Origin of the sequence: Streptomyces sp. NPDC051636 (assembly GCF_044453765.1) — a bacterium.
Taxonomy (GTDB): domain Bacteria; phylum Actinomycetota; class Actinomycetes; order Streptomycetales; family Streptomycetaceae; genus Streptomyces.
This window is the reverse complement of the sequence record NZ_JBITDA010000026.1, coordinates 1-24,943: the sequence shown is the minus strand read 5'-3', so window position 1 is coordinate 24,943 and position 24,943 is coordinate 1. Positions and strand designations below refer to the sequence as shown.

Annotated in this window: 21 protein-coding genes and 2 tRNA genes; 5 read left to right on the top strand and 18 right to left on the bottom strand. The window is 71.2% G+C overall.

Annotated features, from left to right (window positions below; translation table 11 throughout):
* Positions 1–6 precede the first annotated feature (6 nt).
* Positions 7–474: a two-component system response regulator gene (locus ACIBBH_RS33425; RefSeq protein WP_399411137.1), complete on the top strand. Its 468-nt coding sequence runs from the start codon at positions 7–9 to the stop codon at positions 472–474.
* A 24-nt stretch (positions 475–498) separates the two neighbouring features.
* Here ACIBBH_RS33425 and ACIBBH_RS33420 read toward each other — a convergent pair whose 3' ends face one another.
* Positions 499–2,373 (bottom strand): AMP-dependent synthetase/ligase, encoded by a 1,875-nt coding sequence (locus ACIBBH_RS33420; RefSeq protein ID WP_399411135.1) that lies wholly within the window; start codon positions 2,371–2,373, stop codon positions 499–501.
* A gap of 261 nt (positions 2,374–2,634) precedes the next feature.
* On the bottom strand, positions 2,635–4,503 hold the full coding sequence (gene lepA / locus ACIBBH_RS33415) for a translation elongation factor 4 (protein ID WP_399411133.1): 1,869 nt from the start codon (positions 4,501–4,503) through the stop codon (positions 2,635–2,637).
* A gap of 221 nt (positions 4,504–4,724) precedes the next feature.
* Here lepA and rpsT point away from each other — a divergent pair, with 221 nt between their 5' ends.
* Positions 4,725–4,991: a 30S ribosomal protein S20 gene (gene rpsT / locus ACIBBH_RS33410; RefSeq protein ID WP_086168781.1), complete on the top strand. Its 267-nt coding sequence runs from the start codon at positions 4,725–4,727 to the stop codon at positions 4,989–4,991.
* 235 nt (positions 4,992–5,226) lie between these two features.
* Here the strand turns inward: rpsT and ACIBBH_RS33405 are convergent, their stop codons facing one another.
* The 9 genes from ACIBBH_RS33405 to leuS form a co-directional block, all read right to left on the bottom strand.
* On the bottom strand, positions 5,227–5,619 hold the full coding sequence (locus ACIBBH_RS33405) for a nuclear transport factor 2 family protein (RefSeq protein WP_399411131.1): 393 nt from the start codon (positions 5,617–5,619) through the stop codon (positions 5,227–5,229).
* 84 nt (positions 5,620–5,703) lie between these two features.
* On the bottom strand, positions 5,704–6,696 hold the full coding sequence (gene holA, locus ACIBBH_RS33400) for a DNA polymerase III subunit delta (RefSeq protein WP_399411129.1): 993 nt from the start codon (positions 6,694–6,696) through the stop codon (positions 5,704–5,706).
* A gap of 63 nt (positions 6,697–6,759) precedes the next feature.
* On the bottom strand, positions 6,760–7,005 hold the full coding sequence (locus ACIBBH_RS33395; protein ID WP_399411127.1) for a hypothetical protein: 246 nt from the start codon (positions 7,003–7,005) through the stop codon (positions 6,760–6,762).
* Positions 7,002–7,859 carry an arylamine N-acetyltransferase gene (locus ACIBBH_RS33390; protein ID WP_399411125.1) on the bottom strand — a complete coding sequence of 286 codons (858 nt, stop codon included), beginning with the start codon at positions 7,857–7,859 and terminating at the stop codon, positions 7,002–7,004. The genes ACIBBH_RS33395 and ACIBBH_RS33390 overlap by 4 nt, the downstream gene beginning before the upstream one ends.
* Positions 7,860–7,863: 4 nt before the next feature.
* On the bottom strand, positions 7,864–10,452 hold the full coding sequence (locus tag ACIBBH_RS33385) for a ComEC/Rec2 family competence protein (protein WP_399411123.1): 2,589 nt from the start codon (positions 10,450–10,452) through the stop codon (positions 7,864–7,866).
* Positions 10,449–11,597, bottom strand: coding sequence for a helix-hairpin-helix domain-containing protein (locus ACIBBH_RS33380; protein ID WP_399411121.1), 1,149 nt, complete (start codon positions 11,595–11,597; stop codon positions 10,449–10,451). Before ACIBBH_RS33380 ends, ACIBBH_RS33385 begins: the two co-directional genes overlap by 4 nt.
* A 134-nt stretch (positions 11,598–11,731) precedes the next feature.
* Positions 11,732–12,577, bottom strand: coding sequence for a DegV family protein (locus ACIBBH_RS33375; protein ID WP_399411119.1), 846 nt, complete (start codon positions 12,575–12,577; stop codon positions 11,732–11,734).
* A gap of 72 nt (positions 12,578–12,649) precedes the next feature.
* Positions 12,650–13,384 (bottom strand): hypothetical protein, encoded by a 735-nt coding sequence (locus ACIBBH_RS33370; protein WP_399411117.1) that lies wholly within the window; start codon positions 13,382–13,384, stop codon positions 12,650–12,652.
* A gap of 140 nt (positions 13,385–13,524) precedes the next feature.
* The gene (gene leuS, locus ACIBBH_RS33365) at positions 13,525–16,407 is read right to left on the bottom strand and encodes a leucine--tRNA ligase (protein WP_399411114.1); all 2,883 of its coding nucleotides are present in this window, start codon (positions 16,405–16,407) and stop codon (positions 13,525–13,527) included.
* 392 nt (positions 16,408–16,799) lie between these two features.
* Between leuS and ACIBBH_RS33360 the strand changes: the two genes are divergently transcribed.
* Complete coding sequence (locus ACIBBH_RS33360; protein WP_399411112.1) at positions 16,800–18,122, top strand: cytochrome b/b6 domain-containing protein; 1,323 nt, start codon at positions 16,800–16,802, stop codon at positions 18,120–18,122.
* Positions 18,119–19,726: an NADH-ubiquinone oxidoreductase-F iron-sulfur binding region domain-containing protein gene (locus tag ACIBBH_RS33355; RefSeq protein ID WP_399411111.1), complete on the top strand. Its 1,608-nt coding sequence runs from the start codon at positions 18,119–18,121 to the stop codon at positions 19,724–19,726. Before ACIBBH_RS33360 ends, ACIBBH_RS33355 begins: the two co-directional genes overlap by 4 nt.
* 143 nt (positions 19,727–19,869) lie before the next feature.
* Here ACIBBH_RS33355 and ACIBBH_RS33350 read toward each other — a convergent pair.
* From ACIBBH_RS33350 to ACIBBH_RS33335, 4 genes are all read right to left on the bottom strand, one after another.
* A tRNA-Ala gene (locus ACIBBH_RS33350) sits at positions 19,870–19,942 on the bottom strand.
* A gap of 440 nt (positions 19,943–20,382) precedes the next feature.
* Complete coding sequence (locus tag ACIBBH_RS33345; protein WP_006136074.1) at positions 20,383–20,616, bottom strand: hypothetical protein; 234 nt, start codon at positions 20,614–20,616, stop codon at positions 20,383–20,385.
* A gap of 3 nt (positions 20,617–20,619) precedes the next feature.
* On the bottom strand, positions 20,620–20,793 hold the full coding sequence (locus tag ACIBBH_RS33340) for a hypothetical protein (protein ID WP_399411109.1): 174 nt from the start codon (positions 20,791–20,793) through the stop codon (positions 20,620–20,622).
* 69 nt (positions 20,794–20,862) lie between these two features.
* Positions 20,863–22,224, bottom strand: a complete 1,362-nt coding sequence (locus ACIBBH_RS33335) for an MFS transporter (RefSeq protein WP_399411107.1) — start codon at positions 22,222–22,224, stop codon at positions 20,863–20,865.
* Positions 22,225–22,446: 222 nt separating this feature from the next.
* Here ACIBBH_RS33335 and ACIBBH_RS33330 point away from each other — a divergent pair, with 222 nt between their 5' ends.
* Entirely contained in the window at positions 22,447–23,373 is a 927-nt protein-coding gene (locus ACIBBH_RS33330) for a helix-turn-helix transcriptional regulator (protein WP_399411299.1), read from the top strand.
* Positions 23,374–23,426: 53 nt separating this feature from the next.
* Here ACIBBH_RS33330 and ACIBBH_RS33325 read toward each other — a convergent pair.
* The 3 genes from ACIBBH_RS33325 to rsfS form a co-directional block, all read right to left on the bottom strand.
* Positions 23,427–23,499 (bottom strand) — tRNA-Ala (locus ACIBBH_RS33325).
* 110 nt (positions 23,500–23,609) lie between these two features.
* Entirely contained in the window at positions 23,610–24,278 is a 669-nt protein-coding gene (locus ACIBBH_RS33320; protein WP_399411105.1) for a histidine phosphatase family protein, read from the bottom strand.
* The gene (gene rsfS / locus ACIBBH_RS33315) at positions 24,275–24,721 is read right to left on the bottom strand and encodes a ribosome silencing factor (RefSeq protein WP_399411103.1); all 447 of its coding nucleotides are present in this window, start codon (positions 24,719–24,721) and stop codon (positions 24,275–24,277) included. Before rsfS ends, ACIBBH_RS33320 begins: the two co-directional genes overlap by 4 nt.
* Between the last annotated feature and the right edge of the window lie 222 nt (positions 24,722–24,943).

The following is a 24,943-nucleotide window of genomic DNA, read 5'->3' as shown; positions in this document are numbered from 1 at the left end:
CGACCGGTGAGTGAGCCGAGGAACGACGAGCCCGCCGGGATCCTCCTGGTGGACGACATGGAGGACAACCTGATTGCCCTGGAGGCCGTCCTCGGCTCCCTCAACGAGCCGCTGGTGCGCGCCCGTTCGGGCGAGGAGGCGATGAAGGCGCTGCTGCGGCAACGGTTCGCACTCGTCCTGCTGGACGTGCGGATGCCGGGCATGGACGGTTTCGAGACGGCCACCAACATCAAGCGGCTCGACCAGACCAAGGACGTCCCGATCATCTTCCTGACCGGCGCGGACGACGACTCCGGTTACGCGTTCCGCGGCTACGCGACGGGCGCGGCGGACTATCTGACGAAGCCCTTCGACCCCTGGGTCCTGCGCGCGAAGGTCAAGGTGTTTCTGGACCTGCACCGCAAGACCCTCGAGGTGGAACGCCTGCGCGCAGAGGTCCGGGAACTGCGCCGACTGGTGGCCGGGGGCGGGTGAACCCGCCCCCGGCCACCGGGGTGGTCACGCCTCGCGCGTGCCCGCGTACATCTCGTCGATCAGGTGCTTGTACTCCCGCTCCACCACCGGCCGCTTCAGCTTGAGGCTGGGCGTGATCTCCCCGTGCTCGACGTCGAGGTCACGCGGCAGGAGCCGGAACTTCTTGATGGTCTGCCAGCGCTGGAGACCGGCGTTGAGTTCCGAGACGTACCCCTCGACCATCGCGACCGTGGCCGGCGCGGCCACCACCTCCGCGTACGACTTGCCCCCCAGCCCGTTCTCCTTCGCCCACTCCAGGATCGACGGCTCGTCGAGGGCGATGAGGGCGGTGCAGAAGTTCCGGTCGGCGCCGTGGACGAGGATGTTGGACACGTACGGGCACACGGCCTTGAATTGGCCCTCGACCTCGGCGGGCGCGATGTACTTGCCGCCGGAGGTCTTGATCAGGTCCTTCTTGCGGTCGGTGATGCGCAGGTAGCCGTCGGGCGACAGCTCGCCGATGTCGCCGGTGTGGAACCAGCCGTCGCTCTCCAGCACCTCGGCGGTCTTCTCGGGCAGCCCGTGGTAGCCCTCCATGATTCCCGGACCGCGCAGCAGGATCTCCCCGTCGTCCGCGATGCGCACCTCGGTGCCGGGCAGCGGCTTGCCGACCGTGCCGGTGCGGTAGGCCTCGCCGGGGTTGACGAAGGAGGCGGCCGAGGACTCGGTGAGGCCGTAGCCCTCCAGGATGTGGATGCCGGCGCCGGCGAAGAAGTAGCCGATGTCGGGGGCGAGGGCCGCGCTGCCCGAGACGCAGGCGCGCAGCCGGCCGCCGAAGGCCTCGCGGATCTTGGCGAAGACGAGCGCGTCGGCGACCTTGTGCCTGGCGCCGAGGCCGAAGGGCACGGAGTGCGTACCGGTGCGGCGGAAGTTGTCCTGCGAGACCTTGGCGTACTCGCGGGCCACCTCGGCGGCCCACTGGAAAATCTTGTACTTGGCCGGTCCGCCCGCGCGGGCCTTGGCGGCGACGCCGTTGTAGACCTTCTCGAAGATGCGCGGGACGGCCGCCATGTAGGTCGGTTCCACCACCGGCAGATTTTCGATGATCTTGTCGACGCGGCCGTCGACGGCGGTGACGTGCCCGACCTCGATCTGCCCGGAGGTGAGCACCTTGCCGAAAACGTGCGCGAGCGGCAGCCACAGGTACTGCACGTCCTCGGCGCTGATCAGACCGGTCGCGGCGGTCGCCTTGGCCATGTACGACCAGTTGTCGTGCGGCAGGCGCACGCCCTTGGGGCGGCCGGTGGTGCCGGAGGTGTAGATCAGCGTCGCGAGCTGGTCCCTGGTGATCGCACCGACCCGCTCCTCGATCAGCTCGGGGTGCTTCTCCAGGTACGCGGCGCCGCGCTGCTCCAGTTCGGCGAGGGTGAGCACCCAGTCGCCGGTCTCGACGCCCGCCGGGTCGATGACGACCACGTGGTGCAGCTCGGGCAGCTCGGCGCGCTTCTCGACCGCCTTGGCGAGCTGGGCCGCGTCCTCCGCGATCAGCACCCGGCTCTCGGAGTCGGCGAGAATGAACGCCGACTCCTCGGCGTTGGTCTGCGGGTAGACGGTGGTCGTGGCCGCGCCGGCGCACAGGATGCCGAGGTCGGCGAGGATCCACTCGACCCGGGTCGAGGAGGCCAGTGCCACCCGCTGCTCGGGCCGCACCCCCAGCTCGATGAGGCCGGCCGCGATCGCGTAGACCCGCTCGGCCGCCTGGGCCCAGCTCAGCGACTTCCAGTCGTCGGGGCCCTGCCCGGAGGCCGGCGGTACGGGGTAGCGGTATGCCTCGGCGTCCGGTGTGGCGTTGACGCGCTCCAGGAAGAGGGCCGCGACGGACGGCGGACGGTTCTCGATCAGTGTCTGTGTGTCGCTCACGACATCCTCCGGGGCCCGCGACGGTGCGGCTGGCTCAGTGCGGCTGGGGTACTCACGGGCGGTGTTTCGGGCTGTTGTTTAACTCGCGAGTAACTATCGAGCAGGGATCAGAGTAAAGCGCTCCGGGCCGACGCGTAAGGGGCGGCGGCCTGTCACTTCCTACAGAGAGCGACGCTACGCACGCGTAGGGGCCCGCCGTGCTTTGGCACGACGGGCCCCTGTTGCACCTGGTTTGCGGACGCCACCGGCCCTTACCGGCGGTTACTTCCTGCCCTTGGCCGACCCCGCGCTGTCATCGCTGGAGAGGACCGCGATGAAGGCCTCCTGCGGAACCTCCACGGAACCCACCATCTTCATCCGCTTCTTGCCTTCCTTCTGCTTCTCCAGCAGCTTCCGCTTTCGGGAGATGTCACCGCCGTAGCACTTGGCGAGGACGTCCTTGCGGATGGCGCGGATGGTCTCGCGGGCGATGACCCGGGAGCCGATGGCGGCCTGGACGGGCACCTCGAAGGCCTGCCGCGGGATCAGCTCCTTGAGCTTGGCCACGAGCCGCACGCCGTACGCGTACGCCTGGTCACGGTGGGTGATCGCGGAGAAGGCGTCCACCTTGTCGCCGTGCAAAAGGATGTCGACCTTGACGAGCTGGGAGGTCTGCTCGCCCGTGGGCTCGTAGTCGAGCGAGGCGTAGCCGCGCGTCTTGGACTTCAGCTGGTCGAAGAAGTCGAAGACGATCTCGGCGAGCGGGAGCGTGTACCGGATCTCGACCCGGTCCTCGGACAGGTAGTCCATGCCGAGGAGGGTGCCGCGCCGGGTCTGGCACAGCTCCATGATCGAGCCGATGAACTCGCTCGGCGCCAGGATGGTGGCACGCACGACCGGCTCGTACACCTCGTCGATCTTCCCCTCGGGGAACTCGCTCGGGTTGGTGACGGTGTGCTCGCTGCCGTCCTCCATGACCACGCGGTAGACGACGTTCGGCGCGGTGGCGATGAGGTCGAGCCCGAACTCGCGCTCGAGCCGCTCGCGGATCACGTCGAGGTGCAGCAGGCCCAGGAAGCCGACGCGGAAGCCGAAGCCGAGGGCGGCGGAGGTCTCCGGCTCGTACACCAGCGCGGCGTCGTTGAGCTGGAGCTTGTCCAGGGCCTCGCGCAGCTCGGGGTAGTCCGAGCCGTCCAGTGGATACAGGCCCGAGAAGACCATGGGCTTGGGGTCCTTGTAGCCGCCGAGCGGCTCCGTGGCGCCCTTGGCCTGGCTGGTGACGGTGTCACCGACCTTGGACTGGCGGACGTCCTTCACACCCGTGATCAGGTAGCCCACCTCACCGACGCCGAGGCCGTCCGCCGGGAGCATCTCGGGCGAGTTGGTGCCGATCTCCAGCAGCTCGTGGGTGGCGTTCGTGGACATCATCCTGATGCGCTCGCGCTTGTTGAGCTGCCCGTCGATGACACGGACGTACGTCACGACACCCCGGTAGGAGTCGTAGACCGAGTCGAAGATCATGGCACGCGCGGGGGCGTCCTTGACGCCGACCGGGGCGGGGACCTCGGCGACGACCTTGTCGAGCAGCGCCTCCACGCCGAGGCCGGTCTTGGCGGAGACCTTGAGCACGTCGTCGGGGTCGCACCCGACGAGGTTGGCGAGCTCCTCGGCGAACTTCTCCGGCTGGGCGGCCGGGAGGTCGATCTTGTTGAGCACCGGGATGATGGTGAGGTCGTTCTCCATCGCCAGGTACAGGTTGGCGAGGGTCTGCGCCTCGATGCCCTGGGCGGCGTCCACGAGGAGGATGGTCCCCTCGCAGGCGGCGAGCGACCGCGAGACCTCGTAGGTGAAGTCGACGTGCCCCGGGGTGTCGATCATGTTGAGGATGTGCGTGTTGCCCGGATCGTGGGTGGGCGCCCAGGGCAGACGCACGGCCTGGGACTTGATCGTGATACCGCGCTCACGCTCGATGTCCATCCGGTCGAGGTACTGAGCACGCATCTGCCGCTGCTCGACCACACCGGTCAGCTGGAGCATCCGGTCGGCGAGCGTGGACTTGCCGTGGTCGATGTGCGCGATGATGCAGAAATTGCGGATCAGAGCCGGGTCGGTACGGCTCGGCTCGGGCACATGGTTAGGGGTCGCGGGCACGCAGGGTCCTGTCTCTTGAGGCGCCTTATGCCTCGGGTCGGATCGATACGTAGTCTCCATGGTCCCACGGGCGGGGACCGGCGACCGGTTTGGGCCACTCGCTGGGCCGCTGGTAGGCTGAGTGGCTGTGTCTCATGCCCTCTCTGCGCGAGGCACGACCCAAGAAAATCATCGGTACGGGACCTTCGTGGCCCCGTGCCAGAACCTGAAAAGGCTCATTCGTGGCGAACATCAAGTCCCAGATCAAGCGGATCAAGACCAACGAGAAGGCCCGGCTGCGCAACAAGGCCGTCAAGTCCTCCCTGAAGACCGCGATCCGCAAGGCCCGCGAGGCCGCTGCCGCGGGTGACGTCGAGAAGGCCACCGAGTACCAGCGCGCTGCCGCGCGTCAGCTCGACAAGGCCGTCTCGAAGGGCGTCATCCACAAGAACCAGGCCGCCAACAAGAAGTCGGCGCTGGCTGCCAAGGTCGCGTCCCTCAAGGGCTGAACCCTTCTCTGATCTGACCGCCGGAAGGACCCAGAGCGGGCCCTCTCTCATCCGCTCCCGACCGGCACCCCGAGCTCGTACGCGGCCTGCGTTCGCCACGCGGGTACGGGCTCACCGTTCTTGAACCGAAAGACCCCGTCTCCCCTCCCTTCCCAGGAGGAGCGGCGGGGTCTTCGGCCTGTCCTGTGCTGGTGGGTACTGCCGAGCTGCCGCCGAGTGCTGCCCTGTACTGCCGTCACGACCAGAAGTCGTCGCTCTTGCCGATGTCCCCCACGCACTCGTCGAGATCGGTGATCTTGTCTCCGACGATCCGGAAGACGATGCACCCGGTGTCGTCCAGGCGCTTGCCCTGGCGCTCGGCGGTGAAGCGGTGCACACCGACCGCGTGGCCCCGGCCGTCGACGCAGACGGCGCGCAGCTCGACGCTCATCGAGTCCGTCTCCTCGGCGAGCCGCCGGTACATGCCGATGATCGCGTCCTGCCCCTTGAAGTCGCCCGAGAGCGGGTGACTGCCGGGCACGTGATGCGTGGCGTCCGCCGCCATCAGTTCCCGCATGGTGTCCATGTCCCCACGGGAGAAGGCCCCGTAGCCCCTTCGGACCAGCGCGGCGTGCGGGTGTTCAGCCATGTCGATCGCCACCTTTCTCCGTGTCCGGCGATGCGTCGGCTGGTGCCCACGATTCTCCTCCGTACGGCGGCCGGGGCGACTGGATCACTGCCCGCGGCCCCTGGACCGCGCCGCCCGCGCGACCGTCACGACCGCCTTCTCCAGGGCGTACCCGGGATCGTCCCCGCCGCCCTTCACCCCCGCGTCAGCCTCCGCGACCGCCCGCATGGCGACCGCCACCCCGTCCGGCGTCCACCCCCGCATCTGCTGGCGCACCCGGTCGATCTTCCACGGCGGCATCCCCAGCTCCCGCGCGAGATCGGCGGGACGACCGCCCCGCGCCGACGACAGCTTGCCGATCGCCCGCACGCCCTGCGCCAGCGCGCTGGTGATCATCACCGGCGCCACCCCGGTCGCCAGCGACCACCTGAGCGCCTCCAGCGCCTCCGCCGTCCGGCCCTCGACCGCCCGGTCCGCGACCGTGAAGCTGGAGGCCTCGGCCCGCCCGGTGTAGTACCGTCCGACGACGGCCTCGTCGATCGTCCCCTCGATGTCGGCGACCAGCTGCGCCGCCGCCGACGCCAGCTCCCGCAGATCACTCCCGAGCGCGTCCACCAGCGCCTGGCACGCCTCGGGCGTGGCCGACCGCCCGAAGGAGCGGAACTCCCCCCGCACGAACGCCAGCCGGTCCGCCGGCTTGGTCATCTTCGGGCACGCCACCTCCCGCGCCCCCGCCTTGCGCGCGGCGTCGAGCAGCCCCTTGCCCTTCGCCCCGCCCGCGTGCAGCAGCACAAGGGTGATCTCCTCGGCGGGCGCCCCGAGATACGCCTTCACGTCCTTGACCGTGTCGGCCGACAGATCCTGCGCATTGCGTACGACCACGACCTTGCGCTCGGCGAAGAGCGACGGGCTGGTCAGCTCGGCGAGCGTCCCGGGCTGCAACTGCTCAGGGGTCAGGTCCCGGACGTCCGTGTCGGCGTCGGCGGCCTTGGCGGCGGCCACCACCTCCTGCACGGCACGGTCGAGCAGGAGGTCCTCCTGGCCCACGGCAACGGTCACCGGGGCGAGAGGGTCGTCATTCGCAGTCTTCCTGGCCATCGCGACAAGCATCCCACGCGCCACTGACAACGCCCTCCGCCAAGACCAGGGGACCGGGCGGGCCTACGGCTCCTCCCGCCATCCGTCCCACTCCCCCGCCAGCGCGTCCAGCTCCCGCGGATCCAGCCGTCCCGCCTCGTCCCGCAGGACGACGAGCCACTGGGCGTCCTCGGCGTCGTCCTCGCCCGCCAGGGCGTCCCGCACCAGCTGCGGCTCCTCCGCGATCCCGAACCGCTCCCCGAGCGCGTCCGCCACCTCTTCGGCGGCATCACGGTCGGGCAGCACCAGCACATGTCTCACATCACTCACGGAGCCATTCTCCGCGCCCTCGCGACGGGCACTCCGACGGCCGGCACCCCCACGGCCGGCACGATCCCGAACCGGTCCCGGTACACCGCGAGCACCTCCTCGTCCGACTCCAGCTCGCGCACCTCACGCGTTCCGTCGGCGGCCGTCACCGTCCAGCCGCGGCCGCTCAGGGTGATCCTCCCTCCGTCCTCCGTGACCCGCGAGCAGACCAGCGACCGCGTGAAGTGAGACTTCGGCGAGGTGCTGTGCCACCACGCCCCCGCGGCGAAGTCCCCGAGCGCCCGGGGCCGTGTCTCCAGGCGGTACTGGGGCGTGCCGTCCCGCACGACGTCCAGGTCCAGGGCGTCGCTCAGGCCGGCGACACCGCGCACCCCGGCCTCGTCCGGCGCGGCCGCCATGATCCGGAACGTCCCGCCCGGGTCCGGCTGGTCGCCCCGCTCCCGCAACGCGAGCGGGTAGTGGCTGTGCGCCCCGAACCCGACGTCGGCGAGCCATTCACCGCCGTCCACCGTCCGCACCCGCAGCGCGAGATGGTCGTACGGGATCCCGAGCCGGCCCTCGTCCCCGTACACCCGCGCCGCGAGCAGGGCGACGTCGAAGCCCAGCGCGGTGAGCAACGCCCCGAAGGCGCCGTTCAGTTCGTAGCAGAACCCGCCCCGCCGCGCACCCACCACCTTGTCCACGAGCCGTTCCTCCTCCAGCACGATCTCCTCTCCGAGGTGCACCGACAGGTTCTCGAAGGGCACGGCCCGCAGATGGCTGAGATGCAGTGCGCGGAGCGCTTCGGCGGTGGGCCGCGCCGGGTGCGCGGCCCCGAGGCGGCGGAGATAGGCGTCGACCTGTGCGGAGTTCATGCGCTCAGTCTCTCGCCACCCGCACCTCCCCGTCCGCCCCACCGCTCCCCCCGACCGCCAGCGCCCCGTCCCGGTCCGTACGCAGCACCACCGCGCCCCCCTCCCGCAGCGCCTGCACGGTGCCGGGCGCCGGGTGGCCGTACGGGTTGTCCGCACCGCAGCTGATGAGCGCGACCCGCGGAGCGACCAGGCGTATCAGGTCGGGGTCCTGGTAGGCGGAACCGTGATGGGCGACCTTGAGCACGTCGACACGGACCAGCCCGGCCGCCGCCGGCGATCTCAACAGCGCCTGCTGGGCCGGGGGTTCGAGATCCCCGAGCAACAGCAACCGCAGTCCGGCCGACCGGACGAGCAGCGCGACGCTGGCCTCGTTGGGTCCGTCCGGCTCCGGTGCCGGGCGGGGCGGTGGCCACAGCACCTGCCAGGACAGCGGTCCGGTACTCCGCCGCTCCCCGGCTACCGCGCGGGTGAGGGGGATGTTGCGTTCGGCCGCCTCCTTCCGTACGAACCCGGCCTGGTCCGGGGGCTCTTCATAGCCCGTCGTCTCGATCTCGCCCACCGACCGCCCGCGCAGCACACCGGGCAGTCCCGCCACGTGGTCGGCGTGGAAGTGGGTCAGTACGACCAGCGGGATCCGGGTGATGCCCAGCTCGCGCAGACAGTGGTCGGCCAGCGCCGGATCGGGTCCCGCGTCCACCACCACCCCGGTGCCACCGCCCGCCGCGAGCACCGTGGCGTCGCCCTGTCCCACGTCGCACATCGCAAGCCGCCAGCCGGGCGGCGGCCAGCCGGTGATCACCCGGGTCAGCGGCGCGGGCCGCACCACGGCGAGCAGGAGCAGCAGCCCGCAGACACCGCACCACCACGGGTGCCGCACCAGCCGGCGCCCGAGGAGTACGACGACCACCGTGACGGCGGCGAGCAGCAGCGCCCCCGCCCAGCTGCCCGGCCAGTCGACTCCCCCGCCGGGGAGTTCGGCCCCGCCCCGGGCCACGCCCGCGATCCATCCGGCCGGCCAGCTCGCGAGCCAGGCCAGCGCCTTCGCCACGGGCATCGCCACCGGCGCGGTCGCCAGCGCCGCGAAGCCCAGCACCGTGGCCGGGGCGACCGCGGTCTCCGCGAGCAGATTGCACGGCACCGCCACCAGACTCACCCGGGCCGACAGCACGGCGACCACCGGCGCGCACACCACCTGCGCGGCGGCAGCGGCGGCCAGCGCCTCCGCGAGCCGCGCGGGCACCCGGCGCCGCCGCAGCGCCGCGCCGAAGCGGGGCGCGAGCGTGAGCAGGGCGCCGGTGGCCAGCACGGAGAGCAGGAAGCCGTAACTACGGGCCAGCCACGGGTCGTACAGGACCAGCAGCAGAACGGCCGTCGCCAGCGCCGGAATCAACGATCTGCGGCGTCCCGTCGCCAGCGCGAGCAGAGCGACGCCTCCGCAGGCCGCGGCCCGCAGCACACTGGGGTCCGGCCGGCACACGACCACGAACGCGAGCGTGAGCGCGGCCGCGAGCAACGCGGCCGCCCGCAGGGAAAGGCCGAGGAAGGGCGCCAGACCCCGGCGCTCGGCCCGCTGGGCCAGTCCGGGCGGCCCGATGAGCAGGACGAGCAGGATGGTCAGGTTGCTGCCGGAGACGGCGAGGGTGTGGGCCAGATCCGTCTCCTTGAAGGCGTCGTCCAACTCGGGCGTGATCCGAGAGGTGTCCCCGACGACCAGCCCGGGCAGCAGCGCCCGCGCGTCCGCCGGCAGCCCGTCGGTCGCCTCGCGCAGCCCGGCCCGCAACCGCCCCGCCAGCCGCTGCGGCCCGCTCGGCCTCCCCACGACCTCCGGCGCCTGCCGGCCCCGCACCCGCAGCACGGCCGCGATGCGGTCGCCGTCAGCCGGCCCGGGCGCCAGCCGCCCGCTCACCCTGAGCCGTGTCGAGGGCAACAGCCCGAGCCAGGCCGCCCGCGCGCCCGTCGCGCTCTCCTCGGCAGTCCCGCGCGGCCCCGGTGTGCCCGCGTCGACGATCATCAGCACCGGTGTCCGTGTCACCGCGACCGTCCCGTCGGCCTCCTCGACGCGCCGCGCCTCCGCACGGACCAGCACGGCGACCGGTGCCGCGTGATCACCGGTGACCCCGGGTCTGCTGAGCCAGGGATCGGAGCCGACCTCGACCTCGGCGGTCACCGTGGCGTACTCGCGGGCCAGCGCGGGCACCGGCCCACGGCGCAGATCCGCCCCGTGCAGCCCGGCGGAAGCGGCGGCCGCGGCGACGCACAGGAGCACGGCGGCGACCGTGACGCGCGACCAGGCGACGGACAGGGGCGCGGCTTGCGTCCACCGCCCGCACAGCAGGACCGCCGCCGTGATCACGCAACCGATCACGAGGCCGGCGGTCCAGCCCGGCTGGCTGTCCAGCGCGAGCGCCGCCGTCCCCCAGGCCGCGAGCGCGGGCGGTACCAGGCGCAGGTCCGTCGGTCCCGCCTGCCGGGGGTGTGCGGCGCCCAGCCGCTTCCCGGAGGCGGCGTGGACGGCCCGGCGGGTGGCAGGGCGCTCCTCGTGGCCGCCGTCGGACAGCGCGGCGCCGCTCGGCTGGTCGGGCGCCCGGCTCATGGCCGTACCAGGTTCCGCAGGTCGGCGAACCGCCGGTCGCCGATGCCGTTGACCTGGCGCAACTCGTCGACCGAACGGAAGCCGCCGTGCCGGGTGCGGTAGTCGATGATGTGCTGGGCCAGCACGGGGCCGACGCCGGGCAGAGTGTCGAACTGCTCCGCGGTGCCCGTGTTCAGGGAGACCGGCGCCGAGGGTCCGGCTCCCGCTGTCGTGCCTGCCGCAACGGATCCCGGCACGGCACCCGGAGCGGAGCCCTGCGCCGGTGCGTGGCCTGAGACGACGACCTGTTCGCCGTCCACGAGGAAGCGGGCCCGGTTGAGGCCCTCCGTGCTGGTGCCCGGACGCACCCCGCCCGCCGCACGCAGCGCGTCGGCGACCCGTGAACCGGCCGGCAGGCGATGGATCCCGGGGTCACGGACCTTGCCGCTGACGTCCACCACGATCTCGGTCCCGGAAGCCGTGGCAGTCCCGGCAGTGGCCCCGGGGCCGGTCAGCCCGGTCTGCCGGTGCCCGCCGCTCTTCCCTGGTTCCGCCTCCTTCTCGTACGGAGCTTCCGCCCGCACCGCCTGCGGTGCGCTGACCGACTGGGTGCGGGCCGCCCAGAAGTGCTGCACGGCGAACACCGCGGCGACCGCCAGCAGCACCGTGAGCGCGACCGCGCCCCGCCGCTCCAGAGCACACCGCGCCTGCAACCACACCGGCATCCGCTCCCGCAGGGCAAGCGTGGCCCGCTCCCGCCAGTCGGGGACCACCGACTCGTCGTCCGTACCGCCCTCTACGACGTCCTCGGGCCCAGCAGACGACGCCGTGCTCGTCGCCGGCGCGGCGACACGAGGGACGACGACCGTGCCAGGTCCGGTGGCCGTCCCCGGCCCGAGGCCCATCCCGGGCGCCGCGCCCACCCCGCTCGCCGTGTCCGCTCGCGGCTGTGCCGGTGGGGGCCCGTGCCCCGACTCGCTTGGCTGCCGGGCGTTCTCAGCGAAGAGCAGTTCGGCGCGGCGGCGCAGTTCCTCCGCCGGAGCGTGGCGGTGGCGGGCGGGGCGTCGGGTGGGTGGACGGCGGTGTCGGATGCGGCCGTCGGAAGCGGGGGCGCGGCCGGGGCCGCTGGTCGCGGTCGCTGTGCGTGAACGTGATCGAAGTGCCATGCGACGAGGATCGGGCATCCCGCCGCTTCGCGATGATCTTGCTCAATTTCCGTGGACGATGAGCCGGTTGTGGATAATTCCGCCACCCGTACGAGTGCGGCGCCCGACGCGTAGACACCTGCGTCCTGTTGCTGTCACCGCGGCGAGACCACGGCCCCCAGCAGCCCGGGTCCCGTGTGCGCCCCGATCACCGCGCCGACCTCGCTCACGTGCAGGTCGGCCAAGCCGGGCACGCGGGCCCGGAGCCGGTCCGCCAGGGCCGAGGCGCGGTCGGGGGCGGCGAGGTGATGGACGGCGATGTCGACCTCGGCGCTGCCCGCCCGATCGGCCGCGATCTCCTCCAGGCGGGCGATCGCCTTGGACGCCGTCCGTACCTTCTCGAGGAGTTCGATGCGGCCGCCGTCCAGTTGCAGCAGGGGCTTGACGGCGAGCGCGGAGCCCAACAGGGCCTGCGCGGCGCCGATACGGCCGCCGCGGCGCAGGTACTCGAGGGTGTCGACGTAGAAGTAGGCGGACGTACCCGCGGCCCGCTTCTCGGCCGCGGCGACGGCCTCGTCCGCGGTACCGCCTGCCTCCGCCGCCTCGGCCGCGGCGAGGGCGCAGAAGCCCAGGGCCATCGCGACCATGCCGGTGTCCACCACTCGCACCGGCACCGGCGCCCCGCACGCCGCGACGACCGCGGCGTCGTACGTGCCCGACAGTTCGGCGGAGAGGTGGAGGGAGACGATGTCGGTCGCACCGGACTCGGCGACCTTGCGGTAGGTCTCCGCGAACACCTGGGGGCTGGGGCGCGAGGTGGTGACGGCACGCCGCTTCTGGAGGGCTTGGGCCAGGGAGCGGGTGGAGATGTCGGTGCCCTCGTCGAGCGCCCGGTCACCGAGGACCACGGTCAGCGGCACCGCGGTGATGCCGTGGCGCTCCATCGTCCGCGGCGGCAGGTAGGCCGTTGAATCGGTGACGATAGCGACATGGCGGGACATGAGCTGGAGGTTACCTGGCGTAGCGCCGGGGCGGCAGCCCGGCCCCGGTGACCTGGGCCGGAGTCGGCCGGATCAAGTGGTGCTCTCGGGGCGGGCCTTCTTCTGCCAGGGGTATGCCTGGCGTCGGCCGGGCGGGGTGAGGGACGGCCGCGCCGGCTGCTCGGCGCTGCCGGGCCGAGGCGGCTCCGGCCAGGTCTGCTGTGCGGTCCGGCCGTCGTCGGCCGGGGCGTCGGGCCACGGCGGCGGCGCGGGCTGGGCATCCGAGCGCGTCCAGTGCCGCAGCGCGCCGGCCTCGACGTCGATCTGGGCGCTCAGTGTGTCCAGGTCGTCGTCGGCGAAGCGGTGGGCCCGGTCGCGGGCGGCCCAGCGCAGCGAGTCCGCGGACTGGGTGACGCGCTCGGTGCGGCGGCGCAGCTCGGGCAGGCGCGCGGCGAGCGTCGTCCGGTCCGGCTCGGACTCCAGGCGCTTGAGCTCGTCGTCCAGTTCGTGCCCGTGCACGCTGAGCCGCTGGAAGAGGCTGAGGGACTCCCTCAGCGACTCGTCTTCGGCGACGCCCGTCTGCAACGCCTCCTGGGTGGCGCGCATCGAGGTGCGCAGGGTGAGCCGGAGTTGCGCCATCTCGCCGGCCGGCCCGGGCTGGACGATGGACTTGGCGCGCAGCGTGTGGTCCTCGACCGTGCGGCGGGCCTGTGTGATCGTCCGGTCGACACCGCGCTTGGCGGCGCCGATCACCTTGACCGTGGCGTAGGCGCCGAGGACGACGAACAGCAGGAAGAGCAGGGCGAAGACTGCGATCACTGCTTCCACGAAGCTCCTCCTCCGGTCCTGGCGGCGCGGGCCGCTCCCCTCTCAACGGTAAACGCAACGGGCAGGTACGGAGTTCCAGAAGAACCCCGAACCTGCCCGTAGGGGACTACCCCGAGCCCTCAGGTACCGCTCACCAAGCGTTACGCCGGAACGATGTTCACCAGCTTCGGCGCCCGCACGATCACCTTGCGGATCCCGGCACCGCCCAGCGCTGCGACGACCTTCTCGTCGGCCAGCGCCGCCTTTTCCAGTTCCTCCTCGGAGATGGACGGCGGCACCTCCAGGCGTGCCTTGACCTTGCCCTTGATCTGCACGACGCAGGTCACGGTCTCGTCCACGACGTACTGCGGGTCGGCGACCGGGAAGTCCTGGTGGACGACCGAGTCGGGGTGGCCCAGCCTGCGCCACAGCTCCTCGGCGATGTGCGGGGCCAGCGGGGCGATCATCAGCACCAGCGGCTCGGCGACCGAGCGCGGCACCGCCCGGCCCGCCTTGGTCAGGTGGTTGTTCAGCTCCGTGACCTTGGCGATCGCGGTGTTGAACCGCAGGCCCTCCAGGTCCTGGCGCACGCCGTCGATCGCCTTGTGCAGGGCGCGCAGCGTGTCCTCGTCGGGCTCGGCGTCGGTGACGGTGACCTCACCGGTGGCCTCGTCGACGATGTTGCGCCACAGCCGCTGCAGCAGCCGGAACTGGCCCACCACCGCGCGTGTGTCCCACGGCCGCGACACGTCCAGCGGGCCCATGGCCATCTCGTACAGGCGCAGCGTGTCCGCGCCGTACTCGGCGGCGATCTCGTCCGGAGTCACCGCGTTCTTCAGGGACTTGCCCATCTTGCCCAGCAGGCGGGAGACCTTCTCGCCCTGGTAGTAGTAAGCGCCGTCGCGCTCCTCCACCTCGGCGGCCGGCACCGCGATGCCACGGCTGTCGCGGTAGACGTAGGCCTGGATCATGCCCTGGTTGAACAGCTTGTGGAACGGCTCCGCGGAGGAGACGTGCCCCAGGTCGTACAGGACCTTGGACCAGAAGCGCGCGTACAGCAGGTGCAGCACGGCGTGCTCGGCGCCGCCGACGTACAGGTCGACGCCGCCGTGCGGCCGGCCCTCGCGCGGGCCCATCCAGTACTGCTCGATCTCCGGGTCGACCAGCTTCTGGTCGTTGTGCGGGTCCAGGTAGCGCAGCTCGTACCAGCAGGAACCGGCCCAGTTGGGCATGGTGTTGGTCTCGCGGCGGTACTTCTTCGGCCCGTCGCCCAGGTCCAGGGTGACGTTGACCCACTCCTCGTTCCGCGACAGCGGCGTCTCGGGCTGGGTGTCGGCGTCGTCCGGGTCGAAGGTGCGCGGCGAGTAGTCCTCGACCTCCGGCAGTTCCAGCGGCAGCATCGACTCGGGCAGGGCGTGGGCGACGCCGTCCTCGTCGTAGACGATCGGGAAGGGCTCGCCCCAGTAGCGCTGGCGGCTGAACAGCCAGTCGCGCAGGCGGAAGTTGACGGTGCCCTCGCCGATGCCCTTGCGCTCCAGCCACTCGGTGATGCGGGCCTTGGCCTCGACGACACCCGCGCCGTCCAGGGAGACCTCGTCGTTGACGGAGTTGACGATCTTCGCGTCGTACGAGGCGAAGGCGTCCTCCCACGTCGAGGTGTCCGTGCCTCGGCCGTCGGCCGGCTCGACCACGCAGCGGATGGGCAGCTCGAAGGCGCGCGCGAACTCGAAGTCGCGGGCGTCGTGGGCCGGGACGGCCATGATCGCGCCGGTGCCGTAGCCCATCAGGACGTAGTCGGCGACGAAGACCGGGACCCGCTCGCCGTTGACCGGGTTGGTCGCGTACGCGCCGATGAAGACGCCGGTCTTGTCCTTGGCCTCGGCCTGCCGCTCGACGTCGGACTTCGAGGCGGCCTGCGCGCGGTAGGCGGCGACGGCCTCGGCCGGGGTCGCGTGACCGCCGGTCCACACCTCGTGGGTGCCCTCCGGCCAGGCTTGAGGGGTGAACTTCTCGACCAGCGGGTGCTCGGGCGCCAGCACCATATAGGTCGCGCCGAACAGGGTGTCCGGGCGCGTGGTGAAGACCGTGATGCGCTCGCCGTCGATCGGGAAGTCGACGCGGGCGCCCTCGGAGCGGCCGATCCAGTTGCGCTGCTGCAGCTTGATGGCCTCGGGCCAGTCCAGCTCCTCCAGGTCCTCCAGCAGCCGGTCGGCGTAGGCGGTGATCCGCATGTTCCACTGGCGCAGCTTGGCCTTGAAGACCGGGAAGTTGCCGCGCTCGGAGCGGCCGTCGGCGGTGACCTCCTCGTTGGCCAGCACGGTGCCCAGGCCCGGGCACCAGTTGACGGGGGCGTCGGAGGCGTAGGCCAGGCGGAACCCGCCCAGGACGTCGGCGCGCTCGGCGGCGCTCAGCTCGCCCCACGCGCGCGCGTGCCCGGGTACGGCACGCTCACCGGACTCGAACTGCGCGATCAGCTCGGAGATGGGGCGGGCCTTGTTCGCGTCGTCGTCGTACCAGGAGTTGAAGATCTGCAGGAAGATCCACTGGGTCCACTTGTAGTAGTCCGGGTCGATCGTGGCGAACGACCGGCGCTTGTCGTGGCCCAGGCCCAGCCGGCGCAGCTGGATCTTCATGTTCTCGATGTTGGCCTCGGTGGACACGCGCGGGTGCGTGCCGGTCTGCACGGCGTACTGCTCGGCGGGCAGGCCGAAGGCGTCGAAGCCCAGGGTGTGCAGGACGTTGTGGCCGGTCATTCGCTGGAACCGGGCATATACATCGGTGGCGATGTATCCCAGGGGGTGGCCGACGTGCAGGCCCGCACCGGAGGGGTACGGGAACATGTCCATGATGAACTTCTTGGGCCGGGCGACCACCTCGGGGTCGCCGGCCAGGTCACCCTTCGGGTTCGGCGCCGCGTACGTGCCCTCGGCGTCCCAGAAGTCCTGCCAGCGTGCCTCGATCTCGGCCGCCAGGGCGGCCGTGTAGCGGTGCGGCGCTGCCTCCGCCGACACGGCAGCGGCGGCAGCGGGGTTCGTCTCGCTCATGATCCTCAAAGCTCCATCGATCGTCTCTGCCTGCGGAAACGAAAAATCCCCTCGCACAGGAGGGGACGCCGCGCCGATGCCGACCACTCGGCACTCACCGACGGTCGGGACTGATCAGCGCGGCCCGCTAAGCAGAAGGCGTACGGCACGCATGGCGTTAGGGTACCGCAGGCCTTGAGCAAGCCGCGACGCGCTTCCGTATGCCTGGGTGACAGCGACAGCAACTGAACCAAGGTCAAGGATTACTTCGCGTAACACCCACTAAGGGACATCGCAACGAGGAGATTGTCATTTGATAACAGCGCAATAACTCAAACCTCGTACTGATCGGTATGGCGCCATTTAAAGTTCGGCAGCGGGACCGCTTTCCCGAACCGCTCGGAGTTGCCCCCATGAACGCTCGTCTTAGTAACAGTTCGCTCCCCAAACCGGGCCGGTCGGCCTACGGGGTGGCGACGGCTGTCGCCCTGCTGCTCATACCCGTGGTGGTGCTGAACGGAGGCGGCTGGCTCCAGGACTTCCTGAACTTCGGCGCAGGCGTCCTGTCACTCGTCAGTCTCACCAGTTCGGTGATCTGGGGCCTGGTGGCACAGGACCGGATCTTCCTGAACACGCGCCAGCGGATCATCGCCCAGGGCATCCACCGGGTGCTCGCTGTCGCCTCCATCGCGTTCCTCCTGGTGCACATCACCATCAAGCTGGCGCTCGAGCACACCGTCCTGATCGCCGCGCTGATCCCCTTCAGCCTGGGCGTCGAGGGCAGCGCGGGACTCATCGGCCTCGGATCCCTGGCGGGCCTGCTCATGATCTTCGTGGGCGTCACCGGCGCGCTGCGCAACCAGTTCGCCACCCCCGCGCCGGTCGCGGCACGCTGGCGCGCGATGCACATGCTGGCCTACCCGGCCCTGTGCGCGGCACTGATCCACGGCCTGTTCGCGGGTCGCGCGGCGAAGCCGTTCTTCATGGTTTCGTACGAACTGTGCCTGCTCGGAATCATCGCGGCCCTGGCGCTGCGCGCCGCGCCGCGCCCGTTCAAGCGCAAGGTCGCCGACCGGCTCCTCGCGATCCTGGGCGCCGAGGAGCGGCGGGACCTCGAGGACCTGGACGCCAGCCGCGCCAGGGTGACGGACGCGGGGTCCCTCGGTTCTGCCGCGTCCGCGCTGCCGGGCTACGAGAACCAGGCGGCGTTCGCCGAGACCGCCGCCTCCCTGCACACGGCGGCGCCCTCGACCCCGCGCTACGACGCCATGGGCCGCCCCGTGACCGCGGAGCCCGCGTCCGGCTTCGCGGCCGCCTACCGGGCCGTCTCGACACCCGCACAGCCCCAGCAGCCCTTCGCGGCCGGCCAGACCGCGCGCATGGACCTGCCGCTGGACATGCAGGCCACGGAGGCGATCCCGCGCGTGGACGGCCCCACCAGCACCTCGGGCAGCTGGCCGATCCCGTCCCCGCCGCCGGTCGGCGAGGCGCCCCCGTCGGCGTACGACCCGCTCGCCGACACCGGGCACAACATCCCGGTCTACAACAATTCGGGCGTCGGCGGGTACGGCGGAAGTGATGTGTACGACACCGGTGAGTCGAACCCCCTCTACGGCACGTACAACTCGAGTGACACGTACAACAGCGGTCCCGCCAATGAACCATCCCCCGGTGCGTCCTTCGACTCACCGGGATCGGGCGAACCTTGGAACACGCCTTCCGGAGGCTATAGGTGAACGAGGCCCTGCCCGACGTACCAGAAGTCCGCGTGGTCGGTCTTCCTCAGCTCACGTCGGGCTTCGACCTTGTCGAGAGACTCGATTTGCCCATGCACCTGAAGGTGCACGGGCCGCTCGAACCGTTGGCCGGCGAGCAGCTCGCGCAGCTCGCCGAGGCCATCAACCTGAAGGGCCGCGGCGGCGCGGGCTTCCCCTTCCACAAGAAGCTGCGCTCGGTCGCCGAATCGGCGATCAAGCGCGGCGTCCGGCCGGTCGTCGTCGTCAACGGCAGCGAGGACGAGCCGGCCTGCCGCAAGGACACGGTCCTCATCAACCGTGCCCCGCACCTGATCCTGGACGGCGCACTGCTGGTCGCGGAGGCGCTGGGAGCCCGCACGCTCGTGGTGGGCGTCACCCGTGAGTCCACGCAGCGCTCCATGGAGGCCGCGCTCGCCGAACGAGGCCTGAGCAACGGCCGCCGCTCGGCCCTGAAGGCGTCCGTCCAGCGCAACCCGATCCGCATGGTCACCGGTGCCGCCGCGTCGCTGATCCGCTCCATCGACGGCGGTCCGGCGATCCCGCCCGGCCGCAAGATCAGCGCCTCGAAGAGCGGTGTCGGCGGCGCGCCCACGCTGCTGTCGAACGCCGAGACCTTCGCCCAGCTGGCGATCGCCGCCCGCATCGGCCCGGAGCGGTACGGCAACACGGGCCTGTACGACGAGCCGGGCACCGTGATGCTGACGGTCTCCGGGGCGGTCGCCCGCCCCATGGTGATCGAGGCCCCCACGGGCGTGCCGCTGCGCTACGTGCTGCAGCTGGCCGGCGCCCCGCCGGTCCCGCAGGGCGTGCTGACCGGTGGCTACCACGGCAAGTGGATCGACGCGGCGACGGTCAGCGAGGCGATCATCTCCCGCAACTCCCTGGACGCGGTGGGCGGTACGCTCGGCGCCGGAGCGATCCTGCCGATCAGTCAGGAGACCTGCCCGCTGGGCGAGTCGCTGCGGGTGGCGCAGTGGCTGGCGGAGGAGAGCGCGGGACAGTGCGGTCCCTGCTACCTCGGTCTGCCGGCCGCCGCGCGCGGCATGGAGGACATCCTCAACGGCGGCGGCCCGGCCGCCCTGGAGGCCCTCAAGCAGGTCGCCAAGAACGTCAAGCGGCGCGGTGCGTGCTCCCACCCGGACGGCTCCGCGATGTTCCTGGAGTCGACGATCAAGGCGTTCACCGACGACCTCGCCGCGCACGTCCTCGGAAACGGGTGCGGACGGCCCGTGGAGGGTGTTCTGCCGCTCTTCGAGGACGGCAAGATGCCGACGGGCATCCCGGGCGGCGAGCCCGCGGAGACCGGCGACAGCCGTCAGAAGATCTACGTCGACTGGACGCTGTGCCGGGGGCACGGACTGTGCGCGGACATCCTCCCGGAGGTCTTCGAACTCGGCGCGGACGGCTTCCCGACGGTGGCGCAGGCGAAGGTGCCGCGCTACGCCGAGGCCAAGGCTCTACGCGCGGTGCGCCGCTGCCCGGCGCTCGCCCTGCGCATCGAGGAGGACACCCGCCCGCAGGCCCCGGCCCGCAATCTGCCGGTCCTCTCCCAGGGCCGCGGCCGCCGCGCCCTGGGCCGCTGAACACACGTACGCGGGCCACCCGGATCACGGGTGGCCCACCGTTTTCACGCCGTCACTTTCCGCAGCCGCTTTCTCGCCGTCCCGCCGGACTCGAAAACACCGAAGGCGGACCACTCGATCGAGTGGTCCGCCTTCGACTTCTGTGGAGCTAAGGAGAATTGAACTCCTGACCTCCTGCATGCCATGCAGGCGCTCTACCAACTGAGCTATAGCCCCTCGCGGCCATGCGGCGAAGCCGCGTATTGACCGTGCCGCCCGGTTTCCCCGGCGGCGACGCCAACATTACACGGTCAACGGGGTGCAGCACCAAATCGTTTCCGTTCTGGGCAGATACAGACCTCGATGTCGGCTTTTGTGACCGTGATCGGGTTCTCCGGAGCCCACCGTCGTGCGCCGGCCTCCCCGGGGGCCACCCTCGTCTTTTTGCACGGCGTGGCTGTCGCTGCCACTGGTGGGGCACGCGCGCGTGGCGGCACCGCCCTGGCGGCCTGCCGGGGCCGCCCGTGGCGGTCACGGCGGCGAGTGGGTGCCGCACGGGCCGGGCGGCACGGATTTGCACCAGGGCTGCGTCGAGTCGGCGCTGTCAACCCTCAACGGAGGTGCCGGCCTGTTCCTGCCGACGCGCGCCGGACATCGTCGCCGAGGTCCGGCGGGGATCAGGCCGTGACGAACGAGTAGAACCGCTTGAGCGTGCAGTGCTCCTCGAGGAGCCGCCCGTAGATCGGCTCGCCCTCCAGTTCGCGGTACGTCTCGATCGGGTCGCCCTTTATGATCAGCGCCCGCGCGCACTCCTCGCACCAGTACTGGTAGTCGGGATTGATCGGCTCCATGTCACGGACGATGGGCGTACCGCTCCCACACCAGTCGCACTTTCGCCTGTGTGCACCCATCGATCAGCTCCAGCTGTGGCCGCAGGCCGTGCACACGTAGGAGATCCCTCCGTTGTCGCCGAGGACCTGGGCGACATGGCCGGAACCGCAGGAAGGGCAGCTGAGGCGGGTGGCCGTGTCCCGTATCAACGCCGCATCGAGGAGGTGGTCGACCTCCTCGAGGATGCTCGCAGGCATCGCTACTCCCTCCCGTCGGGCCGCGCCCCCTTCCGGCCGTTTGATTCTGCCACGGCCGGACCAATACGGTCAGCGACGCCTCAGTACCAGTCCGGACACGGCACCCACCGCCGCCGTTCCGGCCAGCGCCCACGCGCACACTGACAGCGCCTCCGCAGAGGTATACGCCTGCGGGCCCCCAAGTGACTCAAGGCGGATCAGGAACAGTGTGCCGAACGCGGCCACGCCGATCAGCTGGCCGAGCTGGGCGACCGTCGCGAGCAGTCCGCTGGCGTCCGCCGCGTCCTCGGGCCGCACGGTGGCCAGCGCCCTCGTCAGCGTCGGGCTGAAACCGAGCGCGAGGCCCACGCCCACGCCCGCGTACGCGGCATGGAGCAGGGGCCCGCCGGCGCCGCCGCCGTGGAAGGCCAGTCCGACACCGGTCACGGACATCGCGAGGAGCGCGAATCCGGCCGCGGTCAGCCACCGCTGCCAGGAGGCGGGCCACTTCCGCCAGGTCAGGCCGACCGCACCGAAGGCGGCCGCGGTCGGCGCGAAGCTGAGGCCCGCCCGCAGCGCGCTGTAGCCGAGGCCGCCCTGGACGTGCAGGGTGACCGCGAACAGGAATCCGCCGTTGACGGCCATGACGGCGAGGATGCGGAACACCGACAGGCCCATACCGGGGTGGCGCAGCACCCGGGGCGCGATCAGCGGGGCGCCGCCGCGCCGGGCGAGCCGGGACTCGTACCGGCAGAAGAGTCCGAACAGCACCGCGGCCGCCGCCAGCGACAGCCAGGACCACAGCGGCCAGTCCTCCTCCTGCCCGAGCACCAGCGGCACCGTCAGCAGCGCGACGGCCCCGCCGAGCAGCACCAGACCGGGCACGTCGAGTCCGCGTGCACCCTCCCGCTCGGCGCCACCTCGCGGCAGGACACGCCTGCCCACGGCGAGGAGCACGGCGCCCACCGGGACGTTGACGAGGAACACCGGCCGCCAGCCGGTGCCGAACAGGTCGGCGCTGACCAGCACGCCGCCGACCGTCTGCCCGGCCGCCGCGCCGACGGCGATGACCGCCGAGTACGCGCCGAGGGCCCGCACCCGGGCCTCGCCGGTGAAGGTGCGCTGGATCAGGCTCAGCACCTGCGGGATCATCACCGCCGAGCCGGCGCCCTGGACCAGCCGGAAGACGATCAGCTCGGTGGCGCCCTGCGCCAGGCCGCACGCGAGCGACGCGGCGGTGAAGAGGGCGAGCCCCGCGAGGTGGACCCGGCCGTGCCCCAGCCGGTCGCCGAGACGTGCACCGGTGATCAGCAGAACCGAGTACGTGATGGCGTACCCGGCGATCACCAGCTGCAAGTCGGCGCCGGACGCGTGGAGTTCGGAACCGATGGTGGGGGCGGCGACGTTGACGATGAACACGTCGAGCAGGGCCATGAACTGGGCCGCGAGCACGACCGCGAGCAGCGACCGGGACCCGTTGTCAGTGCCGGGCGCTTTACTGGTCGCAGGACTTGGAAGCGGGTTCGCGGGTGTGCGACCCGGTCCCGTCTGGGGTGTTGTCGTCATGCCGTCGAGCCTGGCGGGGCCCCGATACGGGTGCCGAGTGCCCGGTGATGCTGGTACTGACAGCACCTGGCAGCGGACAAGTCGGGCACCGACCATGGGGACGTGACGATGGGGGACGTGACGATGACGGGGACGACACAGCGCCGCCGGCACGAGCTGGCCGCCTTTCTGCGCAGCCGACGCGCGCGGGTGACACCGGCCGACGTGGGCATGCCGCCCGGCCTGCGCCGCCGCACACCGGGGCTGCGCCGCGAGGAGGTCGCCCAGCTCTCGGGCGTGGGCGTCACCTGGTACACCTGGCTCGAGCAGGGCCGGCCGATCAACGCCTCGCCGCAGGTGCTCGACGCGGTGGCCCGCACGCTGCGGCTGGACCCGCCGGAGCGGGAGCATCTGTACCGGTTGGCGGAGGTGCCCTTCGACCCGAGCCCGGAGCAGTCGGCGCGGACGGTCGGGCCGGAGATCCAGGGCCTCATCGACGCCCTCGATCCGTATCCGGCGGCGGTCTACAACTCGCGGTACGACATCCTCGCCACCAATCCGGCCTACCGCGACCTCTTCGTTGTGCCGGAGACGCTCAGGACGGGCGTGCCGAACGTGCTGTGGACGCTGTTCACCCTGTCCGAGGACGCCTGTCCCGTGGTCAACCGCGAGCGGGAGCTGCCGATGATGGTGGCGACGCTGCGTTCCTCGTACGGCAGACACGTCGGCGAACCCTCCTGGGAGAACTTCATACGCAGGCTCTCGGCGGCCAGCCCGCGCTTCGCCGAGTTGTGGGCGAACGGCGAGGTGATACCACCGGGGCCGCGGGTGAAGACGTTCCGTCACCAGGCGGTGGGCGAGCTGAGGATGACGTCGCTGTCGCTGTCGATCGACGGAATGCCGGAGTGCCGGATCGTGACGTACACCCCGGAGAGCGAGGAGGCGCGGACGAAAGTCGCTCTGCTCAGGGAACGGAGGGAGCGGCTGTGGCCGTCGTCGGACGAGGCGGCCGCGGAGGTCATCCGCATGTGGAGCACAGAAAATCCCGCCCCCTGAAGGGACGGGATCCTCATCACCGATCTTTGACAACTCAACAGAGTGCCGATCCGTGGAGCTAAGGAGAATTGAACTCCTGACCTCCTGCATGCCATGCAGGCGCTCTACCAACTGAGCTATAGCCCCTTGTGCCACGCGGCGGAGCCGCATGGTGTTTCGCCCCGCTCGGCGGGGCGAACAAGAAGAACTTTAGCCTGCGACCTGCCGGAAAGTGAAATCCGGGCCCCGGCAGGCACTCAGTCGTCGTCGCCGAGGACGGGCTCCGGAAGGGTGCCCGCGTTGTGCTCCAGCAGCCGCCAGCCGCGCGCGCCCTCGCCGAGGACGGACCAGCAGCAGTTGGAGAGGCCGCCCAGGCTCTCCCAGAGGTGGGCATCCAGGCCGAGGAGGCGGCCGATGGTGGTGCGGATGGTGCCGCCGTGGCTGACCACCACGAGGGTGCCGTCCTCGGGCAGCTTGTCGGCGTGCCGCAGCACGACGGGGGCGGCGCGGTCGGCGACCTCGGTCTCCAGTTCGCCGCCGCCGCGGCGGACCGGCTCGCCGCGCTTCCACGCCGCGTACTCCTCGCCGTAGCGGGCGATGATCTCCTCGTGCGTCAGCCCCTGCCACGCGCCCGCGTAGGTCTCGCGCAGGCCCTCTTCGCGGGTGATCTCCAGGCCGGTGAGGGCGGCGAGCTCGGCCGCGGTGAGCGCGGCCCGCTGCAGGTCCGAGGAGACGATCGCGTCGGGCCCCAGCGAGGCGAGCAGCCGCGCCGCGCGCCGGGCCTGGCCGAGGCCGGTCTCGGTCAGCTCGACGTCCGTGGTGCCCTGGAAGCGGCGCTCCACGTTCCACGCGGTCTGGCCGTGCCGCCACAGGATGATGCGGCGGCCTCGGCCCTTCTTGTCGGTCACCTCACCGGTGGCGCTCATTCCCACTCCCCGCCCAGCTCGTCGGCGGCGTCGGCGGCCTGCAGCCTGGCGTGCTCCTCGGCCTTGCCGCGGGTGGCCCTGGCGTCGGCGGGCAGCTCGATCTCGGGGCAGTCCTTCCACAGCCGCTCCAGCGCGTAGAAGACACGCTCCTCGCTGTGCTGGACGTGGACGACGATGTCGACGTAGTCGAGCAGGACCCAGCGGGCCTCGCGGTCGCCCTCACGGCGCACCGGCTTGGCGCCGAGTTCCTTCAGCAGACGCTCCTCGATCTCGTCGACGATCGACTTGACCTGGCGGTCGTTGGGTGCGGACGCCAGCAGGAAGGCGTCGGTGATCGACAGCACATCGCTGACGTCATAGGCGATGACGTCGTGGGCGAGCTTGTCGGCGGCCGCCTGGGCGGCGGTGTTGATGAGCTCGAGAGAACGGTCGGTTGCGGTCACTACATGGCTTTCCGTCGGCGGTCACTTGACACCAAGGGTCTCACGAGCCGCCCGTGGTACCCCACGTGTTTAGCGGGTCACGTGGGGTACCGCTGCCGGGCACGCCATTCCTGGCGTGCCCGGCGCCCTAGTAGATTGTCGCGGCTAATTTTTGGGATAGAGGTGGCGCAGTTTGATGCGTGCGTCGTGGGTGGTGAACTGCCAGTTCACCTGACGTCGGTC

Bases quoted from the DNA above. Each gene is read 5' to 3' on its own strand.
- leuS (WP_399411114.1), bottom strand. From the start codon at position 16,407: ATGAGCGAGACGAACCCCGCTGCCGCCGCTGCCGTGTCGGCGGAGGCA.
- ACIBBH_RS33340 (WP_399411109.1), bottom strand. From the start codon at position 20,793: ATGCCTGCGAGCATCCTCGAGGAGGTCGACCACCTCCTCGATGCGGCG.
- ACIBBH_RS33375 (WP_399411119.1), bottom strand. From the start codon at position 12,577: ATGTCCCGCCATGTCGCTATCGTCACCGATTCAACGGCCTACCTGCCG.
- ACIBBH_RS33390 (WP_399411125.1), bottom strand. From the start codon at position 7,859: ATGAACTCCGCACAGGTCGACGCCTATCTCCGCCGCCTCGGGGCCGCG.
- ACIBBH_RS33405 (WP_399411131.1), bottom strand. From the start codon at position 5,619: ATGGCTGAACACCCGCACGCCGCGCTGGTCCGAAGGGGCTACGGGGCC.
- ACIBBH_RS33360 (WP_399411112.1), top strand. From the start codon at position 16,800: ATGAACGCTCGTCTTAGTAACAGTTCGCTCCCCAAACCGGGCCGGTCG.
- ACIBBH_RS33320 (WP_399411105.1), bottom strand. From the start codon at position 24,278: ATGAGCGCCACCGGTGAGGTGACCGACAAGAAGGGCCGAGGCCGCCGC.
- holA (WP_399411129.1), bottom strand. From the start codon at position 6,696: ATGGCCAGGAAGACTGCGAATGACGACCCTCTCGCCCCGGTGACCGTT.
- ACIBBH_RS33345 (WP_006136074.1), bottom strand. From the start codon at position 20,616: ATGGGTGCACACAGGCGAAAGTGCGACTGGTGTGGGAGCGGTACGCCC.
- ACIBBH_RS33385 (WP_399411123.1), bottom strand. From the start codon at position 10,452: ATGAGCCGGGCGCCCGACCAGCCGAGCGGCGCCGCGCTGTCCGACGGC.
- ACIBBH_RS33330 (WP_399411299.1), top strand. From the start codon at position 22,447: ATGGGGGACGTGACGATGACGGGGACGACACAGCGCCGCCGGCACGAG.
- ACIBBH_RS33380 (WP_399411121.1), bottom strand. From the start codon at position 11,597: ATGGCACTTCGATCACGTTCACGCACAGCGACCGCGACCAGCGGCCCC.